Raw genomic sequence first — 14,911 nt, 5'->3', positions numbered from 1 at the left:
GTCTTATGCAATACTCTCTGCATGAAACCAAAAAATTTATCCAAATCCTTGCCTGAAGCTGAAGCAACGCTGGGCACTCTGCTACGCCGCCCTTATGAACATATGTCGGAATGGCTGTATGCCGAACTGGTCAAACATGGCTTTGATGACGTGCGCCCGGCCTTTAGTGCAGTCCTGCGCAACTTGCCTGCTAATGGTGCGCGCGTGGTTGACCTGGCGCAGCGCGCTGGCATGACCAAGCAAAGCATGGGCTATCTGGTTGACCAGATGCTGGCGGCGGGCCTGGTAGAAATTGCACCTGACCTGCAAGATCGCCGTGCCAACACGGTGCGTCTGACCAACCGCGGTGAAGCGGTGGTAGCGACTGGCATTGCCCTGTCGAAGCTTTATGAAAGCAATCTGGCACAATTAGTGGGGGAAGCCAAACTGGCGCAATTGCGCAGCACCTTGCATGAGATTTATCAGTTGCTGGATGAACCCGCTTTGCCTGCCTGAAGATACGCTAGCAAGTTGTCGTGGTCGTACACAGCTTGCCGTAGAAACAAAAGACACTCTAGTATGCGAATGCCGGGGGTGTTCTTCAATTGAAGATCTGCGTCTCTCTTTGAAGCACGACCTTACCAGGGCCAACCCTGTTGCCATTTCTGCAAACTGGTTAAGGATGATGCACGGGCTGCTGCGTCGCGGTTGCAATTTTCGAGGATGATGCTTTGAAAATTGTGCAAACCCATGGTCTGGCAAGCGTAAGCCATATAGGGGCTTGCAAAGTCTTGCTGGTCACCATTGCCGATGGCACCGCCACAAGCCATCAGCATGGCTACGGGGCGGTCGGTCAGCAAACCTTGCTTGCCTAGCGGCGTGCGTGCAAAGCTGCGGCCGGGGCGTAGTACGTGATCGACCCATGCCTTCAAGACTGACGGCAACATGAAGTTGTGCATGGGCGTGGAGATCAGAACAGCATCGGCAGCTTGCAGTTCAGCAATCAGGGCTTCTGACAAGGACAGGCTGAGCCTATGCGACGGGCTGCGTTGCTCTGGCGGCATCAGGCTGGCGCTGACGAATGTGGCATCGGGATGTGGCAAGGGCTGTTCAGACAAATCACGCAAAATGACCTCGATCGGGCTGCGCGCTTGCAGTGCGGCCAGTGCCTGCTCTGCTGCCTGCCGGCTATGTGAAACTGCACCGCGCGGGCTAGCCGCAATATGCAAAACCTGTTTCATGTCTTAGCACTGTATTGGGGTGTTGAACCGCATGGAAGTGGCCAGCAAGCCGCAGCGATAATAAAAGCGTTGCGCTATTGAATTCGACAGCGCGGTATCCAGCACCAGCTTGCTGCAAGCCAGTTCACTTGCCTGCTCACGCACATAGGCGATGAGCATCGCGCCATAACCCTTGCTGCGCGCGTTGACATCGGATACCAGGTCATCCAGATACAGAAAACGGCCATACACCAGGTTTTCCTGGACGCGGTAACCGGCCAACGCGCACGGTTGCTCTGCATCATATAGGGCGACAATGCGGTAACTGTCCTGTGTCTGGCGTTGCCAGCGCTCTACCAGTTCGTCAGCATTGAGGAGATGTGGACGCAATTGCTGCATAAGCGGAAAAATACTGCGTACTTCTTCAGACGTAGTAACTGCGTGAAAACTGATGTTCATTTTGTTGCTCCAGATAAATTTTCTGCCGGGACTGGCGGTGCAAATTGCAAGCTTCCGGCAATGCGGTTCCAGGCGCTGATAGCGGCAATGGAGGTCGTCAAAAATGCGATTTCGCTGTCGCTGAACGCAGACTTCAACTGCTCGCACGCAGCCTGACTGATGGCTTGCTGGTTCATATTCGTCAATGCTTCTGTCCATGCCAGCGCAGCGCGTTCTCGCAGACTATAGATACCAGTTTCAGCCCAGGTGGCCAGCAAATCCAGTTTGGCAACTGGCAAACCCAGCTTGCGTGCCAGGTTCAGGTGATATTGCAGACAAAATGCACAACCATTGATTTGCGATGCGCGCACCTTGATCAATTCTGTCAGCCCCTTGTCGAGGCCACTGTCGTCGACTGCCTGACCTAGAGACCGCAAGGCAAGGACGGCAGCGGGAGCGGTCTTTTCATAAGTGGCCCAGTCAATTCGGGCCTGATGTGGCTGGAGAGACAGCGGCGGTTGAGACTGTTGGTCTGTTGATGTGCTCACGTGTATCTATCCTTTTTAATGCCTGGGCGGCTTACATCGGTTAATATAAGAATTCGATCATGTCTTTAAATAATATTCGAACTCTTACATCATGCGCAAGCAAAATTTACAAGGCACAACCGTACCTGCTGTGGGCGAAGGCAAACGTGGCGAGCAGGGTTATACAGGTTATCTGCTGGGGCAAGCCTATGCGGCCCACCGCATCCGCATGGAAAAGGCGCTGGTCGACAAGGGCATCACCCTGCCGCAATTTTCGGTATTGACGATGCTGGCAGCCTACCCTGGCGCTTCGGGTGCAGACCTGGCGCGGCTGGCACTGCTGACACCGCAAACCATGAGCGTCATTGTCAGCAATCTGGAACGCGATGGCATGGTCACACGCCAACCCCATCCAGTGCATGGACGCATACAACTGATAGACATCACGGCAGAGGGTCGCGCCTTGCTGGCGCAATGCAAGCATCTGGTGCAACCGATAGGACAATCCCTGACAGCGGGACTAGGAGCAGAGGAAGAAAAAATTGTCAGACGCTGGCTGGTTGAAATTGCGCAAGGCGGGGTAGTGTAACGCCACGATCAAGCTCATGGCCCAACACCGAAATCAAAATGCCTTACGGCAAATGAAGAAAGAGGCAGCTTCCAGAAGATTCATCAAAGATAGCGGCCAGGCGAGCACGCACCAATGGAAATGCTGCGCCTGAAGCCGCCGCACGGCAATTGAGCATGAAGGAATGGAATAAAAGGGCTTAAACAGGAAATTCCAGATCCAGCGCCTGTCTCACATCTTTGATGACACTATCCCAATCGCCGATTGCGGTTTGCCTGAACAGACCTTACCGATTTTTGGCCCGGCATACGCAACCAGTTAAGCATTCCATTCCCTTTGTTTTCGCCTTCATTGACCTAGGCACGGATTATAACAAGGCAGTATGTAAAGCAGACACGGCAGCTACCATAAAGGCAAAGCCGCCAGGGGTCTCGCCTATTTTTTTAACGTACTTTCGTACACACGCAACAATTCTGTCACCAGTATGCCGTTGATTTTCATATGAGCCAGTTCAGATGACTCTATTTGTACGCCCATGAAAGACACATTGCTGAAGCGGCAGCTTTCCATATCGACGTTATAAAATGAACTGCCACGCAGTTGGACTTCATTGAAATTGGACCCGGTCAAATCGACCGTGTTGAAATTTTTTCCTAGCAAGGGACGGCCTTGTGTTATGAATTTCTCCAGATGCAGATAGTGGGGAGATTGCAGCTTAACATGCGATAGCATGTCAGATTGCAAATGCGCTATTGCCCATTCCCTGAGCAATAGGTTTAAACTGCGGTTACGCATTTTAATCCAGCACGAAGTCAAACTATACAAAGCCATGTTCAACAAAGCCATGTTCAAATTCCAGTTCAAAACCCTGACACCATTACTTGCGGCACTTCTGTTCGGTGCCCAGGTATTGGTGATAAACCCGGTATCAGCGCAAACCCCGACTGAAGCAGGGACGGTCGCCTTTCAAAGCGGTGACTATGCGCTGGCGCTGAAAGAATGGACTGCGATGGCCGAAAAGGGCGACCACAATGCCCAGTTCAACCTGGGTATCTTGCTGATGTCGGACAAGGCGGGGCCCAAAAATGAAAAAGCCGCGATGGAATGGTTCACCAAAGCGGCAAATGGGGGCAACGCCCGCGCGCAATTCAATCTGGGGGAGGCTTACCGCCTGGGTGTAGGAGTGGACAAGGATATGAATCAGGCCGTGGAATGGTATAAAAAATCAGCCGAGCAGGGTTTGCCGATAGCACAACTGACGCTGGGCGTGATGGCAGAAAATGGCGAGGGCTTGCCCAAGGATTATGCACAAGCCGCCAAATGGTATCAATTGGCCAGCGACCATCAGCTTGGCCAGGCCAATTCCAGGCTGGCGCGCATGCATGCACTGGGGCTGGGCACAGAAGTCAATATGCGGCTGGCCGGTATCTATGCCACGTATGCTGCGCGCCAGAATTTTGCACCAGCCCAAACCTATCTGGCCACCTTGCACATGACTGGTGAAGGCGTGGCAAAGGATGATAAACAGGCTTTGTACTGGCTGGTCACGGCAGCAAAACAAGGAAACGCCCGCGCCTTTGCCTGGCTGGGCAAGATATATCGCGACGGCATTGGTGTGCCGGCTGACCTGCTGCGTTCTTACATTTACTACAGCATCGCCAACCGCATCGACACCGAGCAAGACCTGCAAGGCAGCGCAGGACGTGACACCCTGGTGCTGGCAATCAGGATGAAGCCCGAAGAAATCCAGCAGGCCACCCAGCTTGCCAATGACTGGAAGCCCGGCAGCTACCCACCCAAATTTGATGCTTCCCTGATGAAGCAGGACGATAAACCCGTAACGGTCAAAGAAACGGCACAGACGAAAGAAAAAGAAGCGGCGAAAGAAAAGCCGGCTGAGAAACCGAAGGCGCCGGTGAAAAAATAAACTGGCCTTACCATGTGATGATGTCGCACTTGTTGCGGCATCCTAAGCAGATAGCCTCTAAAGAGAGGACCACGGCGTGATACCAATCGCGTCCAGCTGAAAATCCGTCAGGCTTTCTGCGGCTTCATCCGCGGCCTCATGCGTACTTAAATGCGCAATGATTTTGATGGGAAACCCCAGAAACGCTTCAGGGTGCAAGCCGAGGTTACGGCCATATCCGCGCGTCAGTGCGACACGCACCGCAGCGGTGGAGGCGTCAAGATCCGCCACGGTCACATCATAATGATCGTGATGTACAGACCGGCGCTTGAATAGCCAGGCAATGCGTGCGACCACTGTATAGTCCATATCCACAGTATAGACACGGGTTGCCTGCCCCTGCCACTGTGGACCAGCTACCGGCTTGCCAATGACGATGTGCTGGTCTTCGACCGTGCCAGCAATAGGATCTGTCAAGCCAGGTGCTTCAGGCAGCAAGGGCTTATTCCTGACGCCAGGCTGGCTGTCAAACATGGTGCTGGCACCATCGTCGTCCGATGATTCAATCACATGCTTGCCGACCAGTCTGAAACTACCACCATCTATCTCTGCCTGATAACTGCTTTTACCCTTTTGTGCTGGCTTGCCAGATTGAACGCTCAGATTTTGCTGTTCGAATGTGACACGTATGCCAGCTTGCGCATTGCCAAAAAACAGGGCCATTACCAGAGTTGCAAACAAGCGGATATGCTTTGATTGTGTTAGAGACTGTCTATGCATTATGCAACCCTTTAAGTTAATGGCAGCAGCATGGCGGACTGATAGTCCGTTGTCTATCAGTCTGAAGAAAGCTACACGACATGGTGGAAAAAGTAGTGTTCTGTAGTACCTGGATGGTAAAACATGGCTATGCGAACAGCCTGGCTGAAAAAAATTATCGTCACTTATGTTCCACAGCGATGCGATCAATCGCACCGCTTTTCGTCAAAAACACATCAGCACGAGAAGAAACTGAACAGCAGACTTTTCTCTGCATTTCTCAGTGTCCCTGTGTCTCCGTATTCCCTTGTCTCGGTAGTGAGTCTTCGGTATTGACGCAGCAATTTTCTTGCCTTCACCGATATTGCGCAAAGCGCGCCGCAAAATCTTCCAGTTCTATTTTCAATGCATTGGTGGTAAATGAAATCGTATGGTAGCTACCGGTCAGGGTAATGATTTCAACAATCTGCGCTGATGTAAAATGTTGTGCCAGTTCAGCCCAGGCCGCATCGTCGATCTGGCTGTCATCATGCAACTGGTCCACTGCTTTCAACATGCTCAGTTCTGATGCAGGCATGGCGGATGCATCATCCACATCCTGCAAGGTCGCTGTGATATCTGCCTTGCTCAAGCCCGCCTTGTCTGCAAACAGCGTGACATGGACACCCCATTCATATTCAGAACCACAGCGCGCGCAGGTGCGCAAAATCTAGAGCTCACGCTGGCGCAAGCTAATGGACCCCTTGTCCAACAAGTTACCGGCAAACACGCGCTGCATGACACGCGAATTGTGGGCCTGGGTACGGAACAATTTCAAAGGTGGCACGCCCGGCGGCATGATGCGCTCAAAGACTTCGGCGATGCTGGTTTCATAAGGCGCGTCTAAGGGCGCGATTCTGCTGTTTTGCATTTTTGTCTCCGGCTTGTTTCTTAGTGATAAAATTCCCGTTCGCTACCAATTCAGTAGCAAACATAAAACAGGATAGCGCTACATTAAACGTAGCACAAGAAAAATATATGCCGGCATCAAAAATCCCCAAGCCGCAACAACCAGTGCGCGGCTCAGAAACCGGCCGCCCCATCATGGCCTTGCTGGATTTGCTGGGTCGCCGCTGGGCCTTGCGCATCATCTGGGAATTGCGCAGCACCCCTTTAAGCTTTCGTGAATTGCAAGACCGTTGCGACCAGATGTCGCCCACGGTACTCAACCAACGCCTGCGTGAACTACGCGAAACCCGTATCATTGAAATCGCAGAGACTGGCGGCTATACCTTGAGCCCTTCCGGTGAAAAACTGCTGGGAGCGATGATGCCGCTGTGGCAATGGTCGGAAGAATGGAGTGCGTCGTTGACAGAAGATTGAGGCTTGGCCGGGCTTGCTGGCGGCAGTGCGATTTAATTGACAAAGCAATCCAATACATGATCAAGCTGGCTGCAGGCAAGCCAAGCCCTGGCTTTTCTTCCGCTACCCACCGCTTGCCGCAGCGAAAATGCTATATTGGCGTACCTGACATTTACGCACCTATCCCATGTTCAAGCCTAGCCTACGTCCCCTGTCATTGTCCCGTCATATTTATCTGATTGCTGCCGTGCTGATGTCTGGTGGAGCAATTGCCCAAGATTTGGACAACAGCAAAACTGTTGTCAACGATGGTCCTTATGCGTTTTATCAAATTGATAAAAACGGGCTGGATGTCGCATGGATTTGTAATAACCAGTTGCAAAAGCAATCATTCACGCAAGCCGCCGATATCAGCTTGCCTGCGCTTTGTGGATATCCACAGGCATTGACGATACGGCCAGCGCCTGCGGTCTTTCCGGCACAGGTACAGTTCAAGGCAGACAGGGTCGCCGCATTCAGCGATATCCATGGCCAGTTTGAATTGATGGTCAAGCTCTTGCAGGGCAACGGTATTATCGGTAAAAACTGGCAATGGACTTTTGGTACTGGCCATCTGGTGATTACTGGTGATGTGTTTGACCGTGGTCCGCAAACTACCGAAGCGCTGTGGCTATTGTATGCACTCGAAGCACAGGCGCAGGCTGCGGGAGGTGCGGTACACCTTCTGCTGGGCAACCATGAAGCCATGAATTTTTCTGGTGACCTGCGTTATGTCACCAAAAAATCGGATTATGTGGCCAAACAAACGGGCAAGACATACCCGCAATTATTCGACAATAATACCGTACTGGGGCGCTGGTTACGCAGCAAGCCGGCGATCATTAGCGTCAACGATATGCTGTTCATGCACGGTGGACTGCATCCCGATTATCAACGCCTGAAAATGAGCGTAGCGCAAATCAATGAACAATACCGCGCATCGTTGGGCATCACCAAGCCGCAATTGAAAGAAAAGAATGATGATGCACTCAATTTTCTGTATGGCAGTAACGGGCCGTTGTGGTTTCGCGGCTATTTCAATGACCCCAGGTTATCAGATGCAGAAGTCGATCAGTTGCTGACACAAATGCAGGTAAAACACATTGTTGTCGGCCACACGCCCATGAATGGCGTGTTTGCACATTACCAGGGCAAGGTCTTGTCGATTGATTCTGGCATCAAGGGTGGTGAAAAAGGGGAAATGCTGTTTTGGGATAACGGCAAGATCAGCAAGGCAGGCATGGATGGGCAGCGGATGGAAGTCGGCCCGGCACCAGAGCGCACCAAGTCGTCGTCGGCACCTTAGCTTGGCTGCACGCCCATGTTGAACGTATTTGCCCCACGAATTACCAGGCCATGGTATTGGCCAGGGCCGGGGCTAAGACAAGTAGTCATGTTATTGATGCTGCTGATTGGTGGCAGCGGCCAGGTTAGCGCTGAAACCATCACCCTGATTGGCGAAGATAACTGGTACCCATATTCTGCCGTGAAAGACGGCAAGAACCGCGGTTTTGCGGTAGACGTTATTACAGCGGCGTATGCAGCGTCCAACATCCAGGTCAGGTTTATCGCCACGCCTTATTCACGCTGCCTGATGCTGGTGCAAAGCGGGCAGGAACTAGGCTGTTTCGACAGCCTGCAAGACAGCACACTGACACCCAATTTTCTGTTCCATAAAGAAGCGATCTTCAAGGCCAGCATAGGCATCTATAGCAAAGCCGACCATGCTGCCACCGGGCTGACCAAGCGCGATTTACACGGCCACGCCATCGGTGTCACCCATGGTTACACTTACGGTGATGCCTTTGAAAACGACAAGCAGATGCTGCGTGAAATCGCCCCGTCTGACTTATCCAACATCCGCAAACTGATACTAGGGCGGTCAGATTATTCGCTGATCTATACCCGGATAGCGGATTACCTGATCACGACCTATCCCGACGAACTCAAGGGGAAAATCCACCAGGTCGGCACGCTGGTGGAAGACAAACTGTTTATCAGTTTTTCCAAACAACGTGCCGATGCACAGCATTATGCCGATGCCCTCGATAAGGGTTTGCGAGAGATACGAGCAAATGGCAAATATGCAGTGATAGAAAAAAAATGGGCGACTCCTGCGCCTTGAAGGAAACATCTGCCAACGCTGTGCGATGCATTGCACCGTTTTTTCATTTCACAAAAATATATCTCAGCCACCAAACTTGTAGTTCACCTCCAGCCATCCTTGTCGCCCAAACGGGGTGAACGAACCCACAGGATAGTTCGGCCAGCCACCGCTGTAATCATATTTGATCTTGTTGAATACATTGTTGATGATCAGCGACACTGACAGGTTCTTGCTGGCCTGGTACACCGTACTCCAGTTGGCGATACCTGTTGGAGACAGGTAGTAATCGCCAGAACCATTTGGTATCTTGCCGTAACGGATGACAGTCAGCGTGTTCGACCAGTCCCCCTTGTTCCAGTTCACGGTGGCGATCAGTTTATCGCGCCAGTCTGAATTGCCCAGGTCGGCCAGATCGTCGTACAGGGCATCCCCCTCAAACTGCTTGGATTTCTTGCTCAGCACCTTGCTGTAATTGGCCTTGAAAGTAAAGCTGCCAGCCGTATTGGTCTTCAGCACATATTTGGCGCTGACGTCGATGCCGCTAGTCGCCTGATAAGCCGCGTTGATAGGGTTGACCCAGATCTCCTGTATTTCACCGGCATGGCTGAGCGCATCAACCGGATAACGCTTGATGCGGTTGATGGTGTCGGCGCACAGGCTGGAATTGATATCGCGCTTGCCGGTGCGGCAATCTGCTTCATCACGCAATAACTGGTCAGCACTAAGGTTGACGACCATGTCGCTGATCTTGATGTTCCAGTAATCCAGCGAGACATCGAACTGGTTGCTCGGGGACCAGACCACGCCGAGGCCAAAGGATTTACCTTTTTCTGATTTCAGATCAGGGCTGCCGAACTGCACATAATTGGCGCCTGGCGAATAATTCGCATAATCACAGTCCTTCAGTTCCTGCCCTTCAGCCTTGCAACGGTAGTAATCGGTGGTGCTTGAATAATAGCCGGTGCCACGTGCCTTGAAGATGTAGTTCATGTCAGGCGCACGGAAGCTGGTGGCATAGTTGGCGCGCAACAGCAATTCTTGCGTAGGGCGAATTTCCAGGCCGCCGTTATAGGTCAGTTTGCCATCCTTGCGGCCGGCGAAATGGTAGTCGTCATAGCGCCCGGCCAGACTGGCCGTGACTTCTTTCAATAAGGGCACATACACCTCCGCCCCCAGTGCATAGCGCTCGCGCGAACCATGTACATCATCTGACTTGGTAACGGTATTGAAGACACCCTGATTAACGCGCGGGTCAACCAGGTTATCAAAACTCTGACTGCCAATTTCTGCAATGCCTGCGGTTTTAACAGCACCGGCAGGCAACTTCCATAGTTCACCATTCAGTGTCAGGCTCAAGGTTTGGGTACGCGAGGTATCTGCACTGCGTGAGGTGGCGGTGATCTGGTTGAACTCTTCGGGTGTCAGGCGGCGTGTCAGGCGTTGCACATCCGGCGCGTAGATAGCGATGCTGGCCTTGTCCAGGCCGAGTTTAGGGCCCAGGAAAAATTCATCGATATTGGCCAGCGTACGCGGCACCACGTTTTCACTACGATAGGCCGATGCGCTGTAGGCCGCTTCATAATTCCACTGCGAACCTGGCAAGATACCACGTATGCCCAGGTTGACGCCAGCGGAGGTATCATCCCAGCGGCGGTTAAAACGGTTCACACCATTGATTTCTTCGGGCGAAAATACCTTGCTCCAGGTTTCATAGGCATTGCTGTTTTTATTCCAGAAGTAACTCTGGTTCGTTGATGATGATACCCAGCTTGGTGAACGCGTATCGTTTTCTGTCTTGTTTTTACCCAGCAGGATATCAGCAAACAAAGTGGTGTCAGCATTGAGTGTCAGGTTGCTGCTGGAAAAAAGATTCAGGCTCTGGTTCTTGGTTTGCACGGTCCAGTGCATAGGACTAAGACGTGGGCTGGCACAATAGCTGCCTTTGCTGGTTTTATAACTGATCTGTGTGCCTTCGAAAAAGTCAGCCAGTTGGCTACAGGCATCACCAAGATCGATATAGCGACCTGTCTTGATGTCCTTGCGATATAAGGTGGCACTTGGCGTGCTGCGTGTGGCCATGAAATCACGCTGGGTAGCTCGCAATGGTTCGCGCTCGCTGTATTCAAGACTGAACAGGCTTTGCAACTGATCAATATTGACTGTACCAGAAAACTGCACGCGCTCGCTGCCACCGCCACCTCGCTCAGTGTCACCGATCTTGGCATTAATGTTATAGCCTTGTGTATTTTTCTTGAGGATGATGTTGACCACACCGGCAATCGCGTCTGAGCCATAAATGGCTGATGCGCCACCGTTCAATATCTCTATGCGTTCAACAATGTTCGACGGAATATTGGCGAGGTTGGTAAAGTTGACCGTGCCTTCATAAGCGATAGGGAAATCCGCCATGCGGCGACCATCAAGCAGGATCAGCGTATGGTTCGGCCCCAGCCCGCGCAGGCTGATGGTGTTGGCAGAGGGCGTGAAGGTATTGCCAAAATCCTCGCCCTGGGTAAAGCCGGAATTTTGCACCGCATTGTTGAGGGCATCGTACACATTCTTGTACCCCTGGCGCGTAATTTCTTCACCAGTGATGATGGTGACTGCCGCTGGCCCTTCGAGGCTGGCACGCGGTATGCGTGAGCCAGTAATGACGACGGATTCTTCTTTTTTGTCTTCTTTCTGTGGCGTCTGACCAAGCGCAGCATGGCTGTAACACAGCGCCAGTGTGCTGATGACACAGGCAGATAAAGGCTTGAGTTTGATTTTCTTGGTAGGCATGGGTCTTCTTTAAAAAACAGGGAAGACCGAAAAATATCAATAATATATCTACGAGGAAACGAATATAAGTGAATATGGAAATTCATTCCGCCACTGGTATGGTGATTTCGTGAGAGCTTGCGATGGCATTTGCAGTATTAGTGCGGGATGGGACAGTTTTACAAAGTGGTATGCATGCCTGGCAGTTTTATTTTTTTCAGTGCCAGAAAAACCCTGATGTGTGAAATAAGTTAGCTTAATCAGATAACTGTAACTGGTGTTGAGCTTTGCCCTGTTTGAACGGCATGTGCGGCATCTGGTTGTCACTGAAAAAGGGCTGGAACTGGCCGTTACAGTGAATCACCTGCTCAATGAACTACGGCTCAATGTAGCGGCACTGCGTGAAGACTGTGGCAATGAAAGACTGCGCATTGCATGCACCCACTCTTTCGCCATGGAATGGCTGTTGCCGCGCTTGCACCGCTACTCGGTCAGGCACCCTGAGATGGATATACACATAGAATCAGACGATGAAGTGGTGGATGTCAGCCGTGATGCCTGCGACATCGCCATTCGCCATCAAAGTTATGTGGCAGGCGAGGACAGCAATCTGCTATGGCGTGAGCAATTACTGCTGGCATATACCGGCAGCCTATTGAGTGCACGAGATCAGGAGGCGGCTCAATCCCTCAAGCTAAAACGCCTGCTGCGTTACCCTTTGCTGTATGAAAGTACGCCAGAAAACTAGTTGCGCCTGTTGCAGATGCATGGCATAACGGATCAGCACAAGCATCTCGATTTTGCGCAAAATCTCAGCCATTCCGGTCTGCTGGTACAGGCCGCCGTGTCAGGTCACGGTGTGGCGCTGCTGCCCTACGCGATTGCCCATGAAGATATCCGCCAAGGTCGTCTATAGGTACTGGACAAGATACAACTGAGTTCACCCTGGTGTTATCGCGTATTGCTGGCACCAGCCAGGCAAAAAGTGTCCAGGCTGGTGAGTTGTGGCCTGGCTGCATGAAGAAATGGCGCTCATGCGTTTACCGGGTCAATTAGCAACCTAACCAGGTCGGCTCAATAAATGTGGTCATATGGGGTCAGCAGTTCTTTGTGCCGGCACAGCCTGTTTCTGCCAAAAGCCGTAGATGAAATGTCCCTTGCGTTTGGCCAGGATGAAAAATATCAGGCCAACTGCAGTCATCAGCAACACCGTTACGACAGACGCTTCAACGCCGAAGCTGCCACCAGTTAGCCAGTCTGATCCGGTCATATGGGTTTTCAGCCAGCCCTTGCCTTCTGTACCTGATACCGCGACTGAAAATATGGCACCTTGGGTGAAGTTCCAGGCCAGATGCATGCCTACACACAAGGCCAGGCGGCGTGTCAGCATATACGCGACACCAAAGGTGAAGCCTGCCTCTATCGCGATGGCAAGCGAACTGTATATTGTTGCGCCATCGTTGTAGGAATGGGCAAAACCAAACAACAAAGCTGAAATCAATAGTGCCCCAATGCTGCCCAGTGACGCTTCTATCATGCGAAAAAGGATGGCGCGGAAAAACAGTTCTTCCATGAGCGCTACCACCATGAATTTTGCAAGGGGATCGAGCATGGCATAAAGCGCACTCTGGTTATTTTCATAGTTCACACCATCGATATGGAACATGCCCAGCAGCGACAGAATACTTACAACCGCGACACACAGGCCGCTGGCCACCAGGATGCCTGCGCCAAATTCAGGCAAGGCACGCCATAATGTCAGTTCAGTTGCCTGCCGTTTTTCTATCAGATGCACATACAGCCAGTAAGCACCCAGAGTGACAATGACATTGATGGCATTGCGCAGGTACATATGATCAGACCCGAACAGCTTGCTGTTGATAAAACGGCTCAATGCCATGGTGCCGAACACCATTACGATCACCAGTAACAAGCGCACAATGGCATGGCGGGTGGGGTTTTGGTACCAGCGCAACGGGCTGGTGTCTTGCAGATCCAGTGTATCTATGTTTTCTAATGTTTCTATTTGCATGGTGTGGTCTCTTTTCAGATTGATCATGAGGGCTTGAAGCTACTGCCCTTCGTTTTGGCAAATCGATTTCCCAGTGCGCACTATAGGCAAATTGCCTGGACGGGGAATAAGGATTCAGACCAAATGCAAGAATCAGGGTATAAAAGGAGGATTTTCTGACCTGGAAGGGAGCAGGCATCAAGACATTCACGCCCCAGCCTGATCTGCATTTTTCGTCATTGCCTTCCCTGTCAGCATGGCATTTCAACATATTTTTCACACTGCCACACGCAGGCAGATTACACTTAATTGAGTTTTGCAAGCAGACCAAATCCGAGGTGATGCAGGATGCCGATCAAACCATTGCTGACTGTCTTGTTATCCGTGCTGGCCAGCATGGGCATCTGGGCTACGCCCTTGCCAGCACTGGCAGATGCCGCCAAAATCATACGCTACCCACGCCTGTCGGCAGTGGTTGACCCGCATGGTGAATACATAATGGAAATACTGAAACAGGCTGTCAAAAGCAGCGGTCAGCCCTATCAGTTGCAGGCAAGTGACGCGCCCATGCAACAGGCGCGGGCAATCTACGAACTAACATCAGGCATGGGTGGTATTGATCTGCTATGGACCATGACCACCGATGAGCGTGAAAACCAGTTGATTCCTATCCGCATTCCCATCGACAAAGGGCTGATAGGCTGGCGCCTACCGCTGGTGACCACAGCCAACAGCAATTTACTCAAGGATGTAAAGAGCGTGAAAGACCTGGCGGCTTTCAGCGCGGGGCAAGAACTGGACTGGCCTGACGTATCCATTCTGAAAAGCAATGGCTTGCCGGTCAGGACATCGACTTCGTATGAACCCCTGTTCAATATGCTGAAAGGGGGTCGCTTTGATTATTTCCCACGTTCGGTGTTTGAAGCACAGAATGAATTCGATGCCCATCCCAACCACGATCTGCATATAGACAAGAACATCATTTTGCATTACCCGTCGGCCCTGTATTTTTTTGTCAGCCCGCGCGAACCAAAAATGGCTGAAGATTTGCAGGCTGGCCTTGAAGAAATGATCAGGAACGGCAGTTTCGAGCGCACTTTTCAAAAATACCTGCAAAACCCGATCCGTAACGCCAACATCAGGCAGCGCAATATCATCGTGCTGCGCAACCCCTTGCTCAATGCCGACAAAATGCCTTTGAACAGGCCAGAATTATGGTTCAAGCCTTAGCCCTGACCCATCCTTCTCAGGCCATG

18 protein-coding genes are annotated in these 14,911 nt (G+C 51.7%); 9 read left to right on the top strand and 9 right to left on the bottom strand.

Annotation, left to right across the window (positions count from 1 at the left end; all coding sequences use genetic code 11):
* Positions 1 to 21 precede the first annotated feature (21 nt).
* On the top strand, positions 22 to 495 hold the full coding sequence (locus ACO0LH_RS08990) for a MarR family winged helix-turn-helix transcriptional regulator (protein ID WP_422940736.1): 474 nt from the start codon (positions 22 to 24) through the stop codon (positions 493 to 495).
* 122 nt (positions 496 to 617) lie between these two features.
* Here the strand turns inward: ACO0LH_RS08990 and ACO0LH_RS08985 are convergent, their stop codons facing one another.
* The 3 genes from ACO0LH_RS08985 to ACO0LH_RS08975 are packed head-to-tail and all read right to left on the bottom strand — an operon-like array spanning position 618 to position 2,185.
* Positions 618 to 1,220, bottom strand: a complete 603-nt coding sequence (locus ACO0LH_RS08985; protein WP_422940735.1) for an FMN-dependent NADH-azoreductase — start codon at positions 1,218 to 1,220, stop codon at positions 618 to 620.
* Positions 1,221 to 1,223: 3 nt separating this feature from the next.
* On the bottom strand, positions 1,224 to 1,658 hold the full coding sequence (locus ACO0LH_RS08980) for a GNAT family N-acetyltransferase (RefSeq protein ID WP_422940734.1): 435 nt from the start codon (positions 1,656 to 1,658) through the stop codon (positions 1,224 to 1,226).
* On the bottom strand, positions 1,655 to 2,185 hold the full coding sequence (locus tag ACO0LH_RS08975) for a carboxymuconolactone decarboxylase family protein (RefSeq protein WP_422940733.1): 531 nt from the start codon (positions 2,183 to 2,185) through the stop codon (positions 1,655 to 1,657). Before ACO0LH_RS08975 ends, ACO0LH_RS08980 begins: the two co-directional genes overlap by 4 nt.
* A gap of 91 nt (positions 2,186 to 2,276) precedes the next feature.
* Here ACO0LH_RS08975 and ACO0LH_RS08970 point away from each other — a divergent pair, with 91 nt between their 5' ends.
* Positions 2,277 to 2,753, top strand: coding sequence for a MarR family winged helix-turn-helix transcriptional regulator (locus ACO0LH_RS08970; protein WP_422940732.1), 477 nt, complete (start codon positions 2,277 to 2,279; stop codon positions 2,751 to 2,753).
* A 414-nt stretch (positions 2,754 to 3,167) separates the two neighbouring features.
* On the opposite strand, the gene ACO0LH_RS08965 is transcribed toward ACO0LH_RS08970, so the two are convergent.
* Complete coding sequence (locus ACO0LH_RS08965; RefSeq protein ID WP_422940731.1) at positions 3,168 to 3,464, bottom strand: pentapeptide repeat-containing protein; 297 nt, start codon at positions 3,462 to 3,464, stop codon at positions 3,168 to 3,170.
* A 97-nt stretch (positions 3,465 to 3,561) separates the two neighbouring features.
* Between ACO0LH_RS08965 and ACO0LH_RS08960 the strand changes: the two genes are divergently transcribed.
* Positions 3,562 to 4,659 carry a tetratricopeptide repeat protein gene (locus ACO0LH_RS08960; RefSeq protein ID WP_422940730.1) on the top strand — a complete coding sequence of 366 codons (1,098 nt, stop codon included), beginning with the start codon at positions 3,562 to 3,564 and terminating at the stop codon, positions 4,657 to 4,659.
* 57 nt (positions 4,660 to 4,716) lie between these two features.
* On the opposite strand, the gene ACO0LH_RS08955 is transcribed toward ACO0LH_RS08960, so the two are convergent.
* The 3 genes from ACO0LH_RS08955 to ACO0LH_RS08945 all read right to left on the bottom strand — a co-directional run bounded on the left by ACO0LH_RS08955 (position 4,717) and on the right by ACO0LH_RS08945 (position 6,307).
* Positions 4,717 to 5,379 carry a hypothetical protein gene (locus tag ACO0LH_RS08955; protein ID WP_422940729.1) on the bottom strand — a complete coding sequence of 221 codons (663 nt, stop codon included), beginning with the start codon at positions 5,377 to 5,379 and terminating at the stop codon, positions 4,717 to 4,719.
* Between the two features lie 373 nt (positions 5,380 to 5,752).
* Complete coding sequence (locus ACO0LH_RS08950) at positions 5,753 to 6,103, bottom strand: carboxymuconolactone decarboxylase family protein (protein WP_422940728.1); 351 nt, start codon at positions 6,101 to 6,103, stop codon at positions 5,753 to 5,755.
* Between the two features lie 3 nt (positions 6,104 to 6,106).
* Positions 6,107 to 6,307: a hypothetical protein gene (locus ACO0LH_RS08945; protein WP_422940727.1), complete on the bottom strand. Its 201-nt coding sequence runs from the start codon at positions 6,305 to 6,307 to the stop codon at positions 6,107 to 6,109.
* Positions 6,308 to 6,414: 107 nt separating this feature from the next.
* On the opposite strand from ACO0LH_RS08945, the gene ACO0LH_RS08940 reads away from it, so the two are divergent.
* From ACO0LH_RS08940 to ACO0LH_RS08930, 3 genes are all read left to right on the top strand, one after another.
* Positions 6,415 to 6,759, top strand: coding sequence for a winged helix-turn-helix transcriptional regulator (locus ACO0LH_RS08940; RefSeq protein WP_422940726.1), 345 nt, complete (start codon positions 6,415 to 6,417; stop codon positions 6,757 to 6,759).
* A 166-nt stretch (positions 6,760 to 6,925) separates the two neighbouring features.
* Positions 6,926 to 8,083, top strand: coding sequence for a metallophosphoesterase (locus ACO0LH_RS08935; RefSeq protein ID WP_422940725.1), 1,158 nt, complete (start codon positions 6,926 to 6,928; stop codon positions 8,081 to 8,083).
* A gap of 87 nt (positions 8,084 to 8,170) precedes the next feature.
* Positions 8,171 to 8,902 carry a substrate-binding periplasmic protein gene (locus ACO0LH_RS08930; RefSeq protein ID WP_422940724.1) on the top strand — a complete coding sequence of 244 codons (732 nt, stop codon included), beginning with the start codon at positions 8,171 to 8,173 and terminating at the stop codon, positions 8,900 to 8,902.
* 63 nt (positions 8,903 to 8,965) lie between these two features.
* Here ACO0LH_RS08930 and ACO0LH_RS08925 read toward each other — a convergent pair whose 3' ends face one another.
* Complete coding sequence (locus ACO0LH_RS08925) at positions 8,966 to 11,665, bottom strand: TonB-dependent receptor plug domain-containing protein (RefSeq protein ID WP_422940723.1); 2,700 nt, start codon at positions 11,663 to 11,665, stop codon at positions 8,966 to 8,968.
* Between the two features lie 256 nt (positions 11,666 to 11,921).
* On the opposite strand from ACO0LH_RS08925, the gene ACO0LH_RS08920 reads away from it, so the two are divergent.
* A complete protein-coding gene (locus ACO0LH_RS08920; RefSeq protein ID WP_422940722.1) occupies positions 11,922 to 12,392 on the top strand; it encodes a LysR substrate-binding domain-containing protein in 471 nt (156 codons plus the stop codon).
* Between the two features lie 15 nt (positions 12,393 to 12,407).
* Positions 12,408 to 12,560, top strand: a complete 153-nt coding sequence (locus tag ACO0LH_RS08915; RefSeq protein ID WP_422940721.1) for a hypothetical protein — start codon at positions 12,408 to 12,410, stop codon at positions 12,558 to 12,560.
* A gap of 171 nt (positions 12,561 to 12,731) precedes the next feature.
* Here the strand turns inward: ACO0LH_RS08915 and ACO0LH_RS08910 are convergent, their stop codons facing one another.
* Complete coding sequence (locus ACO0LH_RS08910; protein ID WP_422940720.1) at positions 12,732 to 13,676, bottom strand: lysostaphin resistance A-like protein; 945 nt, start codon at positions 13,674 to 13,676, stop codon at positions 12,732 to 12,734.
* Between the two features lie 327 nt (positions 13,677 to 14,003).
* On the opposite strand from ACO0LH_RS08910, the gene ACO0LH_RS08905 reads away from it, so the two are divergent.
* Positions 14,004 to 14,885, top strand: coding sequence for a substrate-binding periplasmic protein (locus ACO0LH_RS08905; RefSeq protein WP_422940719.1), 882 nt, complete (start codon positions 14,004 to 14,006; stop codon positions 14,883 to 14,885).
* Positions 14,886 to 14,911: the final 26 nt, after the last annotated feature.

It is taken from the genome of Undibacterium sp. TJN19, assembly GCF_049339485.1.
Classification (GTDB): Bacteria; Pseudomonadota; Gammaproteobacteria; order Burkholderiales; family Burkholderiaceae_D; genus Undibacterium.
Note: the sequence above shows the minus strand (reverse complement) of the source record. Positions and strands in the feature narration are given on the sequence as shown.

Bases quoted from the DNA above. Each gene is read 5' to 3' on its own strand.
- ACO0LH_RS08990 (WP_422940736.1), top strand. From the start codon at position 22: ATGAAACCAAAAAATTTATCCAAATCCTTGCCTGAAGCTGAAGCAACG.
- ACO0LH_RS08985 (WP_422940735.1), bottom strand. From the start codon at position 1,220: ATGAAACAGGTTTTGCATATTGCGGCTAGCCCGCGCGGTGCAGTTTCA.
- ACO0LH_RS08980 (WP_422940734.1), bottom strand. From the start codon at position 1,658: ATGAACATCAGTTTTCACGCAGTTACTACGTCTGAAGAAGTACGCAGT.
- ACO0LH_RS08970 (WP_422940732.1), top strand. From the start codon at position 2,277: ATGCGCAAGCAAAATTTACAAGGCACAACCGTACCTGCTGTGGGCGAA.
- ACO0LH_RS08965 (WP_422940731.1), bottom strand. From the start codon at position 3,464: ATGCTATCGCATGTTAAGCTGCAATCTCCCCACTATCTGCATCTGGAG.
- ACO0LH_RS08960 (WP_422940730.1), top strand. From the start codon at position 3,562: ATGTTCAACAAAGCCATGTTCAAATTCCAGTTCAAAACCCTGACACCA.
- ACO0LH_RS08945 (WP_422940727.1), bottom strand. From the start codon at position 6,307: ATGCAAAACAGCAGAATCGCGCCCTTAGACGCGCCTTATGAAACCAGC.
- ACO0LH_RS08940 (WP_422940726.1), top strand. From the start codon at position 6,415: ATGCCGGCATCAAAAATCCCCAAGCCGCAACAACCAGTGCGCGGCTCA.
- ACO0LH_RS08935 (WP_422940725.1), top strand. From the start codon at position 6,926: ATGTTCAAGCCTAGCCTACGTCCCCTGTCATTGTCCCGTCATATTTAT.
- ACO0LH_RS08930 (WP_422940724.1), top strand. From the start codon at position 8,171: ATGTTATTGATGCTGCTGATTGGTGGCAGCGGCCAGGTTAGCGCTGAA.
- ACO0LH_RS08925 (WP_422940723.1), bottom strand. From the start codon at position 11,665: ATGCCTACCAAGAAAATCAAACTCAAGCCTTTATCTGCCTGTGTCATC.
- ACO0LH_RS08915 (WP_422940721.1), top strand. From the start codon at position 12,408: ATGCATGGCATAACGGATCAGCACAAGCATCTCGATTTTGCGCAAAAT.
- ACO0LH_RS08910 (WP_422940720.1), bottom strand. From the start codon at position 13,676: ATGCAAATAGAAACATTAGAAAACATAGATACACTGGATCTGCAAGAC.
- ACO0LH_RS08905 (WP_422940719.1), top strand. From the start codon at position 14,004: ATGCCGATCAAACCATTGCTGACTGTCTTGTTATCCGTGCTGGCCAGC.